The organism is Pseudomonas sp. P4_B4, from assembly GCF_056402255.1.
Window position 1 is genome coordinate 407,486 of the sequence record NZ_JBFUHS010000001.1, and the last position, 13,988, is coordinate 421,473.

The 13,988-nt window shown below is 59.4% G+C and carries 15 protein-coding genes; 10 read left to right on the forward strand and 5 right to left on the reverse strand.

All coding sequences use genetic code 11. The features are described 5' to 3' along the window. Positions 1-7 precede the first annotated feature (7 nt). The 6 genes from AC1DVE_RS01915 (at position 8) to AC1DVE_RS01940 (ending at position 6,175) form a co-directional block, all read left to right on the forward strand. The gene (locus AC1DVE_RS01915) at positions 8-1,384 is read left to right on the forward strand and encodes a M16 family metallopeptidase (RefSeq protein ID WP_223455117.1); all 1,377 of its coding nucleotides are present in this window, start codon (positions 8-10) and stop codon (positions 1,382-1,384) included. 199 nt (positions 1,385-1,583) lie between these two features. Further along, a complete protein-coding gene (locus AC1DVE_RS01920) occupies positions 1,584-2,612 on the forward strand; it encodes a DUF5924 family protein (protein WP_223455115.1) in 1,029 nt (342 codons plus the stop codon). A gap of 54 nt (positions 2,613-2,666) precedes the next feature. After that, entirely contained in the window at positions 2,667-3,815 is a 1,149-nt protein-coding gene (locus AC1DVE_RS01925; RefSeq protein ID WP_223455113.1) for an ABC transporter permease, read from the forward strand. Beyond that, positions 3,812-4,615, forward strand: coding sequence for an ABC transporter ATP-binding protein (locus AC1DVE_RS01930; RefSeq protein ID WP_477783683.1), 804 nt, complete (start codon positions 3,812-3,814; stop codon positions 4,613-4,615). Before AC1DVE_RS01925 ends, AC1DVE_RS01930 begins: the two co-directional genes overlap by 4 nt. 1 nt (position 4,616) lies before the next feature. Beyond that, positions 4,617-5,555, forward strand: a complete 939-nt coding sequence (locus tag AC1DVE_RS01935) for an MlaD family protein (RefSeq protein WP_223455109.1) — start codon at positions 4,617-4,619, stop codon at positions 5,553-5,555. Further along, entirely contained in the window at positions 5,552-6,175 is a 624-nt protein-coding gene (locus AC1DVE_RS01940; RefSeq protein WP_223455107.1) for an ABC-type transport auxiliary lipoprotein family protein, read from the forward strand. The genes AC1DVE_RS01935 and AC1DVE_RS01940 overlap by 4 nt, the downstream gene beginning before the upstream one ends. 121 nt (positions 6,176-6,296) lie before the next feature. Here the strand turns inward: AC1DVE_RS01940 and AC1DVE_RS01945 are convergent, their stop codons facing one another. Next, positions 6,297-6,947, reverse strand: a complete 651-nt coding sequence (locus tag AC1DVE_RS01945; RefSeq protein WP_223455105.1) for an HAD family hydrolase — start codon at positions 6,945-6,947, stop codon at positions 6,297-6,299. Positions 6,948-6,973: 26 nt separating this feature from the next. Continuing rightward, a complete protein-coding gene (locus AC1DVE_RS01950; RefSeq protein ID WP_223455103.1) occupies positions 6,974-7,519 on the reverse strand; it encodes a gamma carbonic anhydrase family protein in 546 nt (181 codons plus the stop codon). 88 nt (positions 7,520-7,607) lie between these two features. Between AC1DVE_RS01950 and prlC the strand changes: the two genes are divergently transcribed. Beyond that, positions 7,608-9,659, forward strand: a complete 2,052-nt coding sequence (gene prlC / locus AC1DVE_RS01955) for an oligopeptidase A (RefSeq protein WP_477783684.1) — start codon at positions 7,608-7,610, stop codon at positions 9,657-9,659. Next, entirely contained in the window at positions 9,656-9,943 is a 288-nt protein-coding gene (locus AC1DVE_RS01960) for a YheV family putative zinc ribbon protein (protein ID WP_008018424.1), read from the forward strand. Before prlC ends, AC1DVE_RS01960 begins: the two co-directional genes overlap by 4 nt. Positions 9,944-9,985: 42 nt before the next feature. On the opposite strand, the gene AC1DVE_RS01965 is transcribed toward AC1DVE_RS01960, so the two are convergent. From AC1DVE_RS01965 to AC1DVE_RS01975, 3 genes are all read right to left on the reverse strand, one after another. Next, positions 9,986-10,630 (reverse strand): dual specificity protein phosphatase family protein, encoded by a 645-nt coding sequence (locus tag AC1DVE_RS01965; RefSeq protein ID WP_223533991.1) that lies wholly within the window; start codon positions 10,628-10,630, stop codon positions 9,986-9,988. A 105-nt stretch (positions 10,631-10,735) separates the two neighbouring features. Beyond that, positions 10,736-11,284, reverse strand: a complete 549-nt coding sequence (locus AC1DVE_RS01970) for a hypothetical protein (RefSeq protein ID WP_223455098.1) — start codon at positions 11,282-11,284, stop codon at positions 10,736-10,738. Positions 11,285-11,379: 95 nt separating this feature from the next. Further along, a complete protein-coding gene (locus AC1DVE_RS01975) occupies positions 11,380-11,685 on the reverse strand; it encodes a hypothetical protein (protein ID WP_223455493.1) in 306 nt (101 codons plus the stop codon). Between the two features lie 209 nt (positions 11,686-11,894). On the opposite strand from AC1DVE_RS01975, the gene AC1DVE_RS01980 reads away from it, so the two are divergent. After that, entirely contained in the window at positions 11,895-12,953 is a 1,059-nt protein-coding gene (locus AC1DVE_RS01980) for a PA0069 family radical SAM protein (protein WP_223455096.1), read from the forward strand. 243 nt (positions 12,954-13,196) lie between these two features. Next, the gene (locus AC1DVE_RS01985) at positions 13,197-13,928 is read left to right on the forward strand and encodes a carbonic anhydrase (RefSeq protein ID WP_223455094.1); all 732 of its coding nucleotides are present in this window, start codon (positions 13,197-13,199) and stop codon (positions 13,926-13,928) included. Positions 13,929-13,988 lie beyond the last annotated feature (60 nt).

Genomic DNA, 13,988 nt, shown 5'->3' on the forward strand with positions numbered 1-13,988 from the left:
GCTCGTTATGCGTTGTCTGTTGTTCGCCTGCCTGTTGCTTGGTTCATTCCCGTCATTCGCCCTGGATCGCTTCCAAGTCGAGGGCTACACCCTGCGCAACGGTCTGCAGTTGTTGCTCAAGCCCGGCACCGACCGCGGGCATGTGGCGATCCGACTGGTGGTCGGCGTTGGCCTGGACGATTTCAAATGCGAAGAAAAGGAGTTGCCGCATCTGCTGGAGCACCTGCTGTTCAGTGGCATCGACGCCAGCGGCGAAGGTGGCCTGGAAGAGCGCATGCAAGCTCTGGGCGGTGAGTGGAACGCGTTCACCAGCAATGCCGATACGACTTTCGTCATCGAAGCCCCGGCGAAAAACCAGCGCAAGGTGCTCGACCTGCTGCTGGCACTGCTGACCCAGACCCGTTTCGACGACAACGCCATCAACGCGGCCAAGCAAGTGGTCGAGCGTGAAGACGGCGGCCACTACTCGCACCTGCAACGCTGGCTCGATCGTCAGGACCTCGGCCACACGGCCAGCAACCAGCTGGCCGTGGAGCTGGGCCTCAAGTGCCCGGAGCGTGCGCAAGTCGATGACCTGACCCGTGAGCAACTGGAGCAGGTGCGCAAGGACTGGTATGCGCCGAACAACATGACTCTGATCGTGGTCGGCGACCTCGACAAGTTGCTGCCGGCCTATCTGGAGCGGGCGTATGGCGCGCTGGAAGCGATCCCCCCTGGAGAGCATCCGCCGCTGCCGCAAATCCAGGCCAGCGCCGCCCATGAGCGCACCCTGACCCACGGTCTGGTCGGCAACGGCGCCAAGTTGCACTGGCTGGTGCCGGAGCCGGTGCTGGACGACGGGCACGACCAAACCTTCGATTTGCTCAAGGACTACCTGGATTGGGCGCTCTATCGCCAGCTGCGCCTTGCTCACGGTTTGTCCTACGGCCCGTGGGCGGAACGCGAAGTGTTCGGCGGCGTGGGTTTCATGAGCCTCAACGCCGACCTTGAACGCGACGACGTGGCCGATGCCGAACAAGTACTCGAGGACCTGAAGGCCGGACTGCTCAAGGACGGCCTCAATGCCGACACCTTCAACCGCCTCAAGCAGGCCGCGATTGCCCGCCAGGCCTGGGCCGTGCAAGGCAACAGCGCATTGGCCGACTACTACTGGAGCGCCATTGGCGACTACGAGGATGGCCGCTTTGCCAACCCGGCCCGGGAGCTGCGAGAAGTGACGCTGGAAGAAGCGAACAAGGTCGTGCGTGAATTGCTCCTGCAACCGGGGTATTTGCGGATCGAGAAGCCGTTGTTCAGTTATGACCAGTTGATGTGGCTGGTGGTTGGGGGGGCGGGTTTGATCGTGTTGATGTTGGTGGGCTGGCGTTTGCATCGCAGGAAGTAACCACTCTGTTTGGCAAGCAAACTCCTTGCTCGCGATAGCGGATTGTCAGTCGACAAAAATGTTGGATGTGCTGGCCTCATCGCGAGCAGACTCGCTCCCACAGGTTGCGTGGTGTAACTGACCGCGAACCCTCGCCACAAGGCCGCACCAACGGTACCCTGTCGAGGTTTTTTTCCTACGACGACTGTGAAACCGCCGAATGCAAAACCTGACCCTTTTCGTACAGCGCATCCTCGAATTGATGAAGCGCTACCCTGGGGTCATTGCGCTCTGTGGGTTTATCTCCGGGGTTGGCAGTTTCATTCTGGTCGATCGCCAGCAAGGCCTGGCGAGCTGGATCACCACCATCATGCTGATCAGCTGGATCTGGCTGATGCTGGAAAACAGCCTGACCAAGCTGTTCACGCGCATTTTCAAGCGCGAAATTCCGGAACCGTTGCTTCGTTACGCAACGCAGATGATCCATCAGGAAAGCCTGTTCTTTGTCCTGCCGTTCTTCTTCATCACCACGACGTGGAACAGCGGCCAGTTGGTTTTCACCGGGCTGCTGGGTGTCGCGGCGCTGATTTCGATCATCGACCCGCTCTACTACAAATGGCTGGCGCCGCGGCGCTGGGCGTTTCTGGCCCTGCACACCCTGACCCTGTTCGCCGCCCTGCTCACCGCATTGCCGGTGATCATGCACCTGACCACCGCGCAAAGTTTCAAATGGGCACTGGGCATCTCGGTGCTGTTGTCGTTCCCGAGCCTGGCGTCGATCTTCCCGATTCGTACCCTGCGCAGTGCGCTGGCGATTTTGAGCATCACCCTGGGTATCGGTGTCGTTGGTTGGGAACTGCGTTCTTGGGTGCCACCGGCGACGCTATGGATGACTGATGTGGCCATCAGCACGCAGATGCAGGACCGCACGCCTGGCGCCAGCCTCGACGAAGTCAGCGCCGAGCAGATTCGCAATGGCGGGCTCTACGCGTACACCGCGATCAACGCCCCACGTGGCCTGGACGAACGGATTTATCACGTCTGGCAGTTCAACGGTAAAGAGGTCGACCGCATCCCCCTGGATATTCGTGGCGGGCGCAAGGAGGGTTACCGAGCCTGGACCCACAAGCAGAACTTCCCGGGCAACCCGGCCGGCAAATGGCAGGTTCGGGTCCTGACCGAAGATGGCCAGGTCATCGGCGTGCTGCGGTTCAAAGTCACGGACAGCACAGCGATCAAAGAAAAGTAATCCGGTTCGTGCTATTACGTAGAGTTGCGTAATCACTGAACAAGCACGGAGCTTATGATCAGCAGCACGATGGCCGGCAACGCCCGATTGGACACGTCGATTACCCCTGCGCGGTTGCGGGTGACGGGCGACTGGACGCTTGCCCATTACGCTGACCTCAAGCTGTTGAGCGAAAAACTCCACGGTCAGTACGACGCCAACACCCCCATCGACCTCAATGGACTGGGCGCCCTCGACACCGCCGGCGCCTCGCTATTGGTCGAGTTGCTCGGCTCCGAGCGCCTCGGTCGCTCCGCCGAACATCCTGATTGCACGCTCTGCGCCGCCGATCGCGCGTTGCTGCAAACGGTCTACTGCTCGTTGACCGATTTCTGCGTACCGATCAAGGAACCGGAAGTCAGCGTTTCCATTCAGTTGCTGACCCGCATTGGCCGCGCGGTGGACACCGTCTGGCAGGACACCCTGCAATTGCTGGGTTTCGTCGGGCTGATCATCGAAACCATTGTCCGCGGCCTGTTCCGTCCCAAGCGCTGGCGCGTCACGCCGATGATCGCCCACATCGAACAGACTGGTCTCGACGCCGCCCCCATCGTTGCGTTGCTGACTTTTTTGGTGGGTGCCGTGGTGGCGTTTCTCGGGTCGACGGTGTTGGCCACTTTCGGTGCCACCGTCTTCACCGTGGACCTGGTGGGGTTTGCCTTTTTGCGCGAATTCGGTGTGTTGCTGACCGCGATCCTGATGGCCGGGCGCACTGCCAGTGCGTTCACGGCGCAAATCGGTTCGATGAAGGCCAACGAGGAAATCGACGCCATCCGCACCTTGGGCCTCGATCCCGTGGAGTTGCTGGTGGTGCCGCGGGTCCTGGCGTTGCTGATCGCCCTGCCAATGCTGACCTTCCTGGCGATGCTGTCGGGGATTATCGGCGGTGCCGTGGTCTGCGCGGTGGCGCTGGATATCTCGCCGGCGATGTTCCTGTCGCTGCTGCAAACGGACATCGGCGTTCAGCACTTTCTGGTGGGGATCGTCAAAGCGCCGGTGTTCGCCTTCCTCATCGCCGCCATCGGTTGCCTCGAAGGCTTCAAGGTCAGTGGTAGCGCTGAGTCTGTGGGCGCGCACACCACGTCGAGTGTGGTGCAGTCGATTTTCGTGGTGATCGTGATGGATGCGATCGCCGCGATGTTTTTCATGGAGATGGGTTGGTGAGTCGTGTCCCCCGAGCGCCCTCCGAGGCGGTGATTGAAGTCCGTGGGCTGTGCAACCGCTTTGGCCGCCAGAGCGTGCACGAGAACCTCGACCTGGACTTGTACAAAGGCGAGATCCTCGCCGTGGTCGGCGGCTCCGGCAGCGGCAAGTCGGTGCTGCTGCGCAGCATTGTCGGATTGCGCCAGCCCAGCGAAGGCGTGGTGAAAGTCTTCGGGAAAAACCTGCCGACCTTGTCCGAACACGAGCGTTCGCTGGTGGAGCGGCGATTCGGCGTGCTGTTCCAGAAAGGCGCGCTGTTCTCTTCGCTGACCGTGACCGAGAACGTCGCCCTGCCGCTGATCGAACACGCCGGCTTGAGCCGCAACGATGCCGAGCACCTGGCGGCGGTGAAAATGGCCTTGGCCGGGTTGCCGCTGTCGGCGGCGGAGAAATACCCCTCGTCGCTGTCCGGCGGCATGATCAAGCGTGCCGCGCTGGCCCGGGCATTGGCACTGGACCCGGACATCCTGTTTCTCGACGAGCCCACCGCTGGTCTCGACCCGATCGGTGCCGCGGCGTTCGACCAATTGATCCTGACCCTGCGCGATGCCCTGGGCCTGAGTGTCTTTCTGGTGACCCACGACCTCGACACGCTCTACACCATCACTGACCGGGTGGCGGTGCTGGCGCAGAAAAAAGTGCTGGTGGCGGACGCCATCGACAAGGTCTCGGAAACCGACGATGCGTGGATTCACGAATACTTCCATGGCCCTCGCGGCCGCGCGGCATTGACGGCCGCCCAACAGCTCAACGAGGTCTGACATGGAAACCCGAGCCCATCATGTATTGATCGGCCTGTTCACGGTGATTGTGGTGACGGCCGCGCTGTTGTTCGGCCTGTGGCTGGCCAAGTCCAGTGTCGATACCGAGTTCAAGGACTACGAAGTCGTGTTCAACGAGGCGGTCAGCGGTTTGTCCAAGGGCAGCTCGGTGCAGTACAGCGGGATCAAGGTCGGCGACGTGATCTCGCTGCGCCTGGACCCGAAAGACCCGCGCCGGGTGCTGGCGCGAATTCGACTGGCCGGCGATACCCCGGTCAAGGAAGACACCAATGCCAAGTTGGCCCTGACCGGCGTCACCGGGACTTCGATCATCCAGCTCAGCGGTGGCACGCCACAGAGCCCGACGCTCAAGGGCAAGGACGGCAACCTGCCGACCATTATCGCCTTGCCCTCGCCCATCGCCCGCCTGCTCAATGACAGCGAGGACCTGATGGCCGGGGTGACCACGCTGATGCATAACGCCAACCTGATGTTCTCCACGGAAAACATCGAGCGCATCAGCAACACCCTGGAGCACCTGGAGCAAACCACCGGGACCATTGCCGAGCAGCGCGGCGATATTCGCCAGGCCATGCAACAACTGGCGTCGGTGGGCAAGCAGGCCAACACCATGCTGGAGCAGACCACGGCGCTGATGCGCAATGCCAACGGGCTGCTCAATGATCATGGCAAGGAGGCGCTGGGCAGCGCCGAGCAGGCGATGAAGTCGCTGCAGGAGAGCAGCGCCACCCTCAACAAACTGATCACCGCCAATCAGGATTCGCTCAACAGCGGCATGCAAGGCCTCAATGGCCTGGGCCCGGCCGTGCGCGAGATGCGCGAAACCCTGAGTTCGTTGCGCACCATTACCACACGCCTGGAAGCCAACCCCAGCGGTTACCTGCTGGGCAGTGAAAAGACCAAGGAATTCACGCCATGAAGCTGATTCGGATTGCTCTCCTCGCTGGCTTCACGCTGATCAGTTCGTGCTCGATCCTGCCCAAGCCCGAGCCCTTCGAGGTCTATCGATTGCCTTCGGCCCAGAGTGCATCGGCCAGCCATGACACACCGCAGCGCTGGTCGCTGCGCCTGAGCAAACTCCAGTCCAGCGAAGCGTTGAACAGTCCGAACATTGCCGTGATTCCCCAGGGCGATGTGATCAGCCACTACAAGGGTTCACGCTGGAGCGACCCGGCGCCGGTGCTGGTGCGCAATCGCCTGCTGGAAGGTTTCCAGCATGACGGGCGTGTGCCGTTGTTGAGCACCGATGACAGCATTTTTCAGACCGATCTTGAATTGGGCGGCAGCCTGCAGGCGTTCCAGACTGAATACCAGGGCACGAATGCCAGCGCGGTCGTGCGTCTGGATGCATTGCTGGTGCGCAGTTACGACCAGCGCATCCTCGCCAGCCGCCGCTTCGAAGTGCGCCAGCCACTCAGCGATGTGCAGGTTCCGGCGGTGGTGGTCGGGTTCGGTCAGGCGAGCGATCAGTTGACCGCTCAGGTGGTGAGCTGGGCGGTTGAGCAAGGGCAGAGGCTGGCGCCGCCGCCAAGGCCTTGAAGACTTACGCAGTCTCCTTGTAGGAGCGAGCCTGCTCGCGATAGCGGTATGTCAGACACATTGAATTTGAATGTGCGGCCGCCTTCGCGAGCAGGCTCGCTCCCACAGGGGTAAAGCCGTATCAGCGCTGCAAAAACGCCTGATGCAATACAGCCAGCGTTTCAAAGTGATACGCAGGCGCTTCGGCGCTCAACTCTTCATGGCTGCCGAACCCGTAACCCACTGCCGCTGCGTCCATGCCATTGCTGCGCGCGCCGATCAGGTCGTGCTTGCGGTCGCCGATCATCAGGGTGTTGGCCGGGTCCAGGTTTTCCTCGACCATCAGGTGAGCAATCAGCTCGACCTTGTTGGTCCGGGTGCCGTCCAGTTCGCTGCCATAAATCACCTTGAAGTGTTTGGCAAAGTCGAAATGCCGGGCGATTTCCCGGGCGAACACCCACGGTTTCGAGGTAGCGATGTACAGCTGCCGCCCTTGTCCGCTCAGGGTTTCCAGCAGCGGCGTGACACCATCGAACACGCGGTTTTCGTAGAGGCCGGTGACCTTGAAGCGCTCGCGGTAGAAATTCACCGCCTCCCAGGCCCTGGCTTCATCGAAGTCGTAGAACTGCATGAACGCCTGCAACAGCGGCGGGCCGATGAAGTGTTCGAGTTTGGTCAGGTCCGGCTCATCGATACCCAGTTTGCCCAGTGCGAACTGGATCGAGCGGGTGATGCCCTCGCGCGGGTCGGTCAGGGTGCCATCGAGGTCGAACAAAACGGTTTGGTAATGCATGTCGAGTCCTGAATAAGGGGGCCGGGTCAAAGCTGGTCGTAGCCTTCGGCCAGATGCAGGTCCTTGAGCTTCACGTAGTTCGCCGCGCTGTAGGTGAAAAAGGCGCATTCCTTGTCAGTCAGCGGGCGGATCTGCTTCACCGGGCTGCCCACATACAGGAAGCCGCTTTGCAGATGCTTGCCCGGCGGCACCAGGCTGCCGGCACCGATGATCACATCATCGTCGACGACCGCGCCGTCCATGACGATGCTGCCCATGCCGATCAACACCCGACTGCCTACCGAACAACCATGCAGCATGACCTTGTGGGCGATGGTCACGTCATCGCCGATCAGCAATGGAAAGCCATCCGGGTTGAACGGCCCGGCGTGGGTGATGTGCAACACGCAGCCATCCTGCACGCTGGTGCGCGCGCCGATGCGGATGCGGTGCATGTCCCCACGAATCACTGTCAGCGGCCAGATGGAGCTGTCTTCGCCAATTTCAACGTCGCCGATCACCACCGCCGAGCCGTCGACAAAAGCGCCTTTACCCAGCAGCGGCGTGTGGTTCTGATACTTGCGAAGGTTCACGATAGGGTTTCTCTCTGTTGCTGATAGCTGCGGTGAACGTCGATTGTAATTAAGATGGCTGCATGTTTCTCCAGCCAAGGTATCAACCGTGAGCGTGAACAACCCTCTTTTGCAGTCCTATGACCTGCCGCCGTTCTCCGCCATCCGCGCCGAACACGTACAACCGGCCATTGAACAGATCCTGGCTGTCAACCGTGCCGCCATCGTCGAGATCCTCAAGACCCAGGTCAAACAGCCAACATGGGCTGGCCTGGTGCTGGCGATGGACGAACTCAATGACCGCCTGGGCGCCGCCTGGAGCCCGGTCAGCCACCTCAATGCCGTGTGCAACAGCGCCGAACTGCGTGAAGCCTACGAGTCGTGCCTGCCGGCCTTGAGCGCCTATTCCACCGAAATGGGTCAGAACCGCGAACTGTTCCAGGCCTTCGAAGCCCTGGCCAACAGCCCGGAGTCCGCCGGTTTCGACGTGGCGCAGAAAACCATCCTGGAACACTCCCTGCGTGACTTCCGTCTGTCGGGTATCGACCTGCCGGAAGCCGAACAGAAGCGTTACGCCGAAGTGCAGAGCAAGCTGTCCGAGCTGGGCAGCCGTTTCTCCAACCAGTTGCTCGACGCCACTCAAGCGTGGACCAAGCACATCACCGATGAAGCCGCCCTCGCCGGCCTGACCGACTCGGCCAAGGCGCAAATGGCTGCCGCGGCTCAGGTCAAGGATCTGGAGGGCTGGCTGATCACCCTGGAATTCCCGAGCTATTACGCGGTGATGACCTACGCCCATGACCGCGCATTGCGTGAAGAAGTTTACGCCGCGTACTGCACCCGAGCGTCGGACCAGGGGCCGAATGCCGGCCAGAACGACAATGGCCCGGTCATGGAACAAATTCTCGACCTGCGTCAGGAGCTGGCCAAGCTGCTGGGTTTCAGCAGTTTCTCCGAGCTGAGCCTGGCGACCAAAATGGCTGAGTCCAGCGATCAGGTGCTGAGCTTCCTGCGCGACCTGGCCAAGCGCAGCAAGCCGTTCGCCGCCCAGGACCTGGAACAGCTCAAGGCCTATGCGGCCGAGCAAGGTTGCCCGGATCTGCAAAGCTGGGACAGCGGGTTCTACGGCGAAAAACTCCGTGAGCAGCGTTACAGCGTGGCCCAGGAAGCCCTGCGCGCCTACTTCCCGATCGACAAGGTGCTCGGCGGCCTGTTCGCCATCGTCCAGCGTCTGTATGGCATCGAGATTGCCGAGCTCAAAGGCTTCGACACCTGGCACCCGGATGTCCGCCTGTTTGAAATCAAGGAAAACGACCAGCACGTCGGCCGCTTTTTCTTCGACCTATACGCCCGCGCCAACAAGCGTGGCGGTGCCTGGATGGATGGCGCCCGCGACCGTCGTCGCACCGCTGGCGGCGTATTGCAAAGCCCGGTGGCCAACCTGGTGTGCAACTTCACTCCGGCCGACAGCGGCAAGCCTGCGCTGCTGACCCACGACGAAGTCACCACCCTGTTCCACGAGTTCGGTCACGGCCTGCATCACCTGCTGACCCGCGTCGAGCATGCTGGCGTGTCCGGCATCAACGGCGTGGCCTGGGATGCTGTCGAGCTGCCGAGCCAGTTCATGGAAAACTGGTGCTGGGAGCCGGAAGGCCTGGCGCTGATTTCCGGTCACTATGAATCCGGCGAACCGCTGCCGCAGGACCTGCTGCAGAAAATGCTTGCGGCAAAAAACTTCCAGTCCGGCCTGATGATGGTCCGCCAACTGGAGTTCTCGCTGTTCGACTTCGAACTGCATGCCACCCACGGCGACGGCCGCAGCGTGCTGCAAGTGCTCGAAGGCGTGCGCGACGAGGTTTCGGTGATGCGTCCACCGGCCTACAACCGTTTTCCCAACAGCTTTGCGCACATCTTCGCTGGTGGTTACGCCGCGGGTTACTACAGCTACAAATGGGCTGAAGTACTGTCCGCCGATGCGTTTTCGAAGTTCGAAGAAGAAGGCGTGCTCAACGCCGACACCGGTCGTGCGTTCCGCGAAGCAATCCTGGCCCGTGGCGGCTCCCAGGAGCCGATGGTGCTGTTCGTCGACTTCCGTGGTCGTGAGCCATCAATTGACGCACTCTTGCGCCATAGCGGCCTGAGTGAGGACGCGGCAGCATGAGTGAGGGACCTGTGATTACGAAAAAACGCTTTATCGCCGGGGCGGTCTGCCCGGCATGCAGCGAGCCGGACAAATTGATGATGTGGAACGAAGATCAGGTCCCGCACCGAGAGTGCGTGGCCTGCGGTTACTCCGACACACTCAATGAGCAAGGGCTGTCGGTGCCCAAAGAGTTGGGTACGCGGGTTAATACCAGCGCACTCAAACCAGCCGACACCAAGGTTCAGGCGGTTCAGTTCTTCCCGAACCCGAAACTGAAGAAAAAGCCGGACGAACAGCACTGAGTGAAAAAAAGCCCCCGTTGCGCCATGCAACGGGGGCTTTTCTTATTCGATATGAGCGGACTTGAACCAGCTCTTCATCGAGCACGCGGCGAACGGGCTGGTGCTGCAATCGCCGTTGGCCAGAGCCGTGCGCAGTTTTTCCACGTCGGCCTGCATCATGTAGCGGATGCCGTCCTTGAAGTGGGTGCTGTCACCAAAGCCGCCCTGGGTCATTTCGTTCAGGGCCTCTTCCTTGGTCCAGCCCTGGATGACAACCCGGTACATGGCCGCCATCAGGCCGGTACGGTCGGAACCGTGTTTGCAATGCATCAACACCGGGCCTTTGGCTTCGGCAGCCTTGATGGCACGCAAGGCCTTGAGCACATCGGCGTCATCCACATGGTTGGTGCGATAAGGCAGTTGTACTTGCGTGATGCGTGGCGTGGACAACCAACTGGAGTCCGCTTCAGGCAGGAAGTTGATTACCGTCCCGACCTTGAGTTTCTCCAGCAGCGGCACTGCCCCTTTGTCCGGCAAGGCGCTGCGATAGAGGGTTGGCGACATTTGAAAGAGGTTGTATTGCTTCTCGACCGGTTGGGCCCAGTCTGCCGGACGCTGCATCACACTGTCGTCAGCAAGTGCCGATGTCAGGTTAACGAGTGCGACCAGCGACAGGCATATTGCAGATAAAAAACGTGGTAAAGGCATGCTTGAGCGACCGTTCAGGGACGGGAAGATGGTGGCAAGGATCAGTCATGCACAGTCAAAGGCCTGTGAGCGGACCGTCAAAGAATCGTGAAGTCCGCGCTCAGGTTACAGTTTCAGTTTGATGAATGCTTTGAGCAACTCGTTCAGTGCGGTCCCATAGTCAAACACCTGTCCAGTTTCAGGGTTGCGCTCACTACCTTCAAAAGGCGAGCCGGAATCCGCAGATTTGGTCTCGTACACACCGAGGCTATACAGTTGGTGATCCACCTCATCAATGTCGAATACCTCAACATCTACTCGAAGTTTGGGTGGTTCAGCGGGAAGACGATAAAGGTACGCTATACCCTCAGGGGCAATTATTTGTTGATGATAAAAAGCGAGTGCAAGTTGTGTAAGGGCGGCAATGTCCTTTTCATCGATACTATTGTCTGGAATGACATTGATATCGGACCATGGATCAAAATCGAGCTTTGAAGTCTTGCCATCGTCTTTTATATAGAGTGTCGCGGATGGAGCAGTCGCGAGAGCATCAGCGAACTGCTCAATAGTTTTGTTAGGGTGTTCGTCCGCCCTTATTAATTTGACAATGACCTGTTTGTCTTCAGAAGTTTCTATTTGTTGTAGATAAACACCGGTTTTTATCAGCGTAGACATTTTTATCCTCGTGGTTGCCGCATGCATGCGGTTGCTCGCATGCATGCGGCAATGAAGTGTTGACAATCAGAATCCAGAGATTCGCAAGTCAGGGCTCACGGGTTGGTGATACTGGCATAGGCTTTAGCCAAGGCCAGAAGTTTTGCCTTGTCATCTGCATCGGTATCGCCGTCACCATCAATATCCTTGTTGACATTGCCGAGGCTAAAAGTCTTGCCGCCATCGCTCGAGGACGCAATGTATGTGGTGGTATCGAGCAATGCAGTAGTTATAACGCCGCTGGCATCATCCCTACGTTCTTCTTTAAGTGCGAACTGCATCGATACAAGCACTTCATCTGGATCGACTATCGTGGGACCGAGTTTCTGAAGAAAGATACCGCGAAGATTAAAAAACGACATAATTAAATCCTTTTTGAAAATATCCATGATTATATGTGCAGCGATAAAAATAGTACCGGCAGTCTTCCAAAAACAGCCAGGTTTTATATGTGTCTCTTAGTTGCAAGCCAGGACTTAACAATACAGATTAACGGGAAAGTGCCGAACGGCACTGGTCGATAGAGCGCTGTCGAGATACTGTATGTGCATACAGTCAACAGGGGCCTCCCATGCACACGCCATTGCCTCCCCGTGGCCGCGGCACCGCGACCAATCCGCACAACCGCTTTGCACCCAGCCAGTCGGTGGCCGAAGACGACGGCTGGTATCAGGAAGTGCCGCTCACCCAAGGCACCGAGGTGAGCATCGAAAGGGCAAAGACCATCATTACCCGTAACACTTCACCGGACTTGCCCTTCGACCGCTCGATCAATCCCTACCGCGGCTGCGAGCACGGTTGCATTTATTGCTATGCGCGCCCCAGTCACGCCTATTGGGATATGTCACCGGGGCTGGATTTCGAGACAAAACTGATCGCCAAGACCAACGCCGTGGATGTGCTGGAGGAGCAGCTGTCCAAACGTGGCTATCAATGTGCGCCGATCAACCTCGGCTCCAACACCGACCCCTATCAGCCGATTGAGCGTGAATACAAGATCACCCGGCAAACCCTCGAAGTGCTCCTGCGTTACCGACACCCCGTGACCATCGTCACCAAGGGCTCGCTGATTCTTCGCGACCTGGACTTGCTGACCGAGCTTGCCAGCCAAAGACTGGTGGCGGTGATGATCAGCCTGACTACCCTCGACGACGAGCTCAAGCGCATCCTTGAACCCCGCGCGGCAGTGCCCAAGGCACGGCTGCGGGCCATCCGGGTGATGCGCGAGGCGGGCATTCCGGTGGGCGTGCTGTGTTCACCGATGATTCCGATGATCAACGACAGCGAACTCGAAAGTCTGCTCGCCGAGGCTCACGGCGCCGGGGCACAAAGCGCCGCTTACATGATGCTGCGCCTGCCGCTGGAAGTGGCGCCGCTGTTCGAAGAATGGCTGGGCACCCACTATCCGCAACGGGCGGCGCATGTGCTGAGCCTGATTCGCCAGAGCCGTGTCGGTGAACTCTACGACAGTCGCTTTGGCGCTCGAATGCGCGGCGAAGGCCCCTTCGCCGACCTGCTGGCGCAGCGCTTTGCCAAAGCGATCAAACGGTTGGGACTCAATCGACGGGAAGGCTTTGACCTGGACTGCGATGCCTTTTGTCCGCCGGGTCGCCAAATGTCGTTGATTTGAGGACAATTGACCTATGGTTGAGTACTGAAGAGCGCGCTCACGCCTTAGGCTGGTCACGTTTTTTGTGACCTGGAACACGCGTCCTAGAGCGTTTTATTCAGTTTCAATTAAGATTCGGCCGCTACCTTGTTCATCGAGTGACTGATGGGTCGAGATGTTTGGCCTGGATGTTTTTTAACCAGCCACTGGCTTCACACCGGACCACACGGGATGACTCCCTGAGCCCGCCAATGAGGTGAATTGATGAGTGACAAGGATAAACAGCCGTTGGCTGCGTCGGCTTCAGCCCAACCCGAGGCGGAAACCGCCGATGCAGCGTTGCAGCATATCGTTGACGGCTTTTTGCATTTTCATCATGAGATCTTTCCCCAGCAGGAAGAGCTCTTCAAGAAACTCGCCACGGCCCAACGGCCACGGGCGATGTTCATTGCCTGCGCCGATTCGCGCATCGTTCCCGAGTTGATTACCCAGAGCTCCCCCGGCGACCTGTTCGTGACCCGTAATGTCGGCAACGTCGTGCCGCCTTACGGGCAAATGAACGGTGGTGTTTCCACGGCCATCGAGTACGCCGTACTGGCTCTGGGGGTGCATCACATCATCATTTGCGGGCATTCCGACTGCGGCGCCATGCGTGCGGTGCTCAACCCGGACAGTCTGGAAAAAATGCCCACGGTCAAAGCCTGGCTGCGTCATGCCGAAGTGGCCAAAACCATGGTGCAGGAGAACTGCAACTGCTCTAGCGAAAGCGAAAGCATGCACGTCCTCACCGAAGAGAACGTGATCGCCCAATTGCAGCATCTGCGCACCCATCCGTCGGTGGCTTCGCGCATGGCCAACGGTCAGTTATTTATTCACGGCTGGGTCTACAACATCGAAACCAGCGAAATCAAAGCGTACGACGCCGATCAAGGCTGTTTCCTGCCGCTCAATGGCAGCCTGCCAATTCCAGTGGCGACGCCCAAAGCGCGCTTCTAAATCCTCCTAAATCGTTGTGTGGTTCAGCCGAGGCTGCCGTTCAGGCAGCCTGGCTTTGCC

Excerpts from the sequence above, each read along its gene's own strand:
- AC1DVE_RS01960 (WP_008018424.1), top strand. The coding sequence starts at position 9,656 with ATGAGTGAGGGACCTGTGATTACGAAAAAACGCTTTATCGCCGGGGCG.
- AC1DVE_RS01925 (WP_223455113.1), top strand. The coding sequence starts at position 2,667 with ATGATCAGCAGCACGATGGCCGGCAACGCCCGATTGGACACGTCGATT.
- AC1DVE_RS01940 (WP_223455107.1), top strand. The coding sequence starts at position 5,552 with ATGAAGCTGATTCGGATTGCTCTCCTCGCTGGCTTCACGCTGATCAGT.
- AC1DVE_RS01975 (WP_223455493.1), bottom strand. The coding sequence starts at position 11,685 with ATGTCGTTTTTTAATCTTCGCGGTATCTTTCTTCAGAAACTCGGTCCC.
- AC1DVE_RS01935 (WP_223455109.1), top strand. The coding sequence starts at position 4,617 with ATGGAAACCCGAGCCCATCATGTATTGATCGGCCTGTTCACGGTGATT.
- AC1DVE_RS01920 (WP_223455115.1), top strand. The coding sequence starts at position 1,584 with ATGCAAAACCTGACCCTTTTCGTACAGCGCATCCTCGAATTGATGAAG.
- AC1DVE_RS01980 (WP_223455096.1), top strand. The coding sequence starts at position 11,895 with ATGCACACGCCATTGCCTCCCCGTGGCCGCGGCACCGCGACCAATCCG.
- AC1DVE_RS01985 (WP_223455094.1), top strand. The coding sequence starts at position 13,197 with ATGAGTGACAAGGATAAACAGCCGTTGGCTGCGTCGGCTTCAGCCCAA.
- AC1DVE_RS01915 (WP_223455117.1), top strand. The coding sequence starts at position 8 with ATGCGTTGTCTGTTGTTCGCCTGCCTGTTGCTTGGTTCATTCCCGTCA.
- AC1DVE_RS01970 (WP_223455098.1), bottom strand. The coding sequence starts at position 11,284 with ATGTCTACGCTGATAAAAACCGGTGTTTATCTACAACAAATAGAAACT.
- AC1DVE_RS01945 (WP_223455105.1), bottom strand. The coding sequence starts at position 6,947 with ATGCATTACCAAACCGTTTTGTTCGACCTCGATGGCACCCTGACCGAC.
- AC1DVE_RS01965 (WP_223533991.1), bottom strand. The coding sequence starts at position 10,630 with ATGCCTTTACCACGTTTTTTATCTGCAATATGCCTGTCGCTGGTCGCA.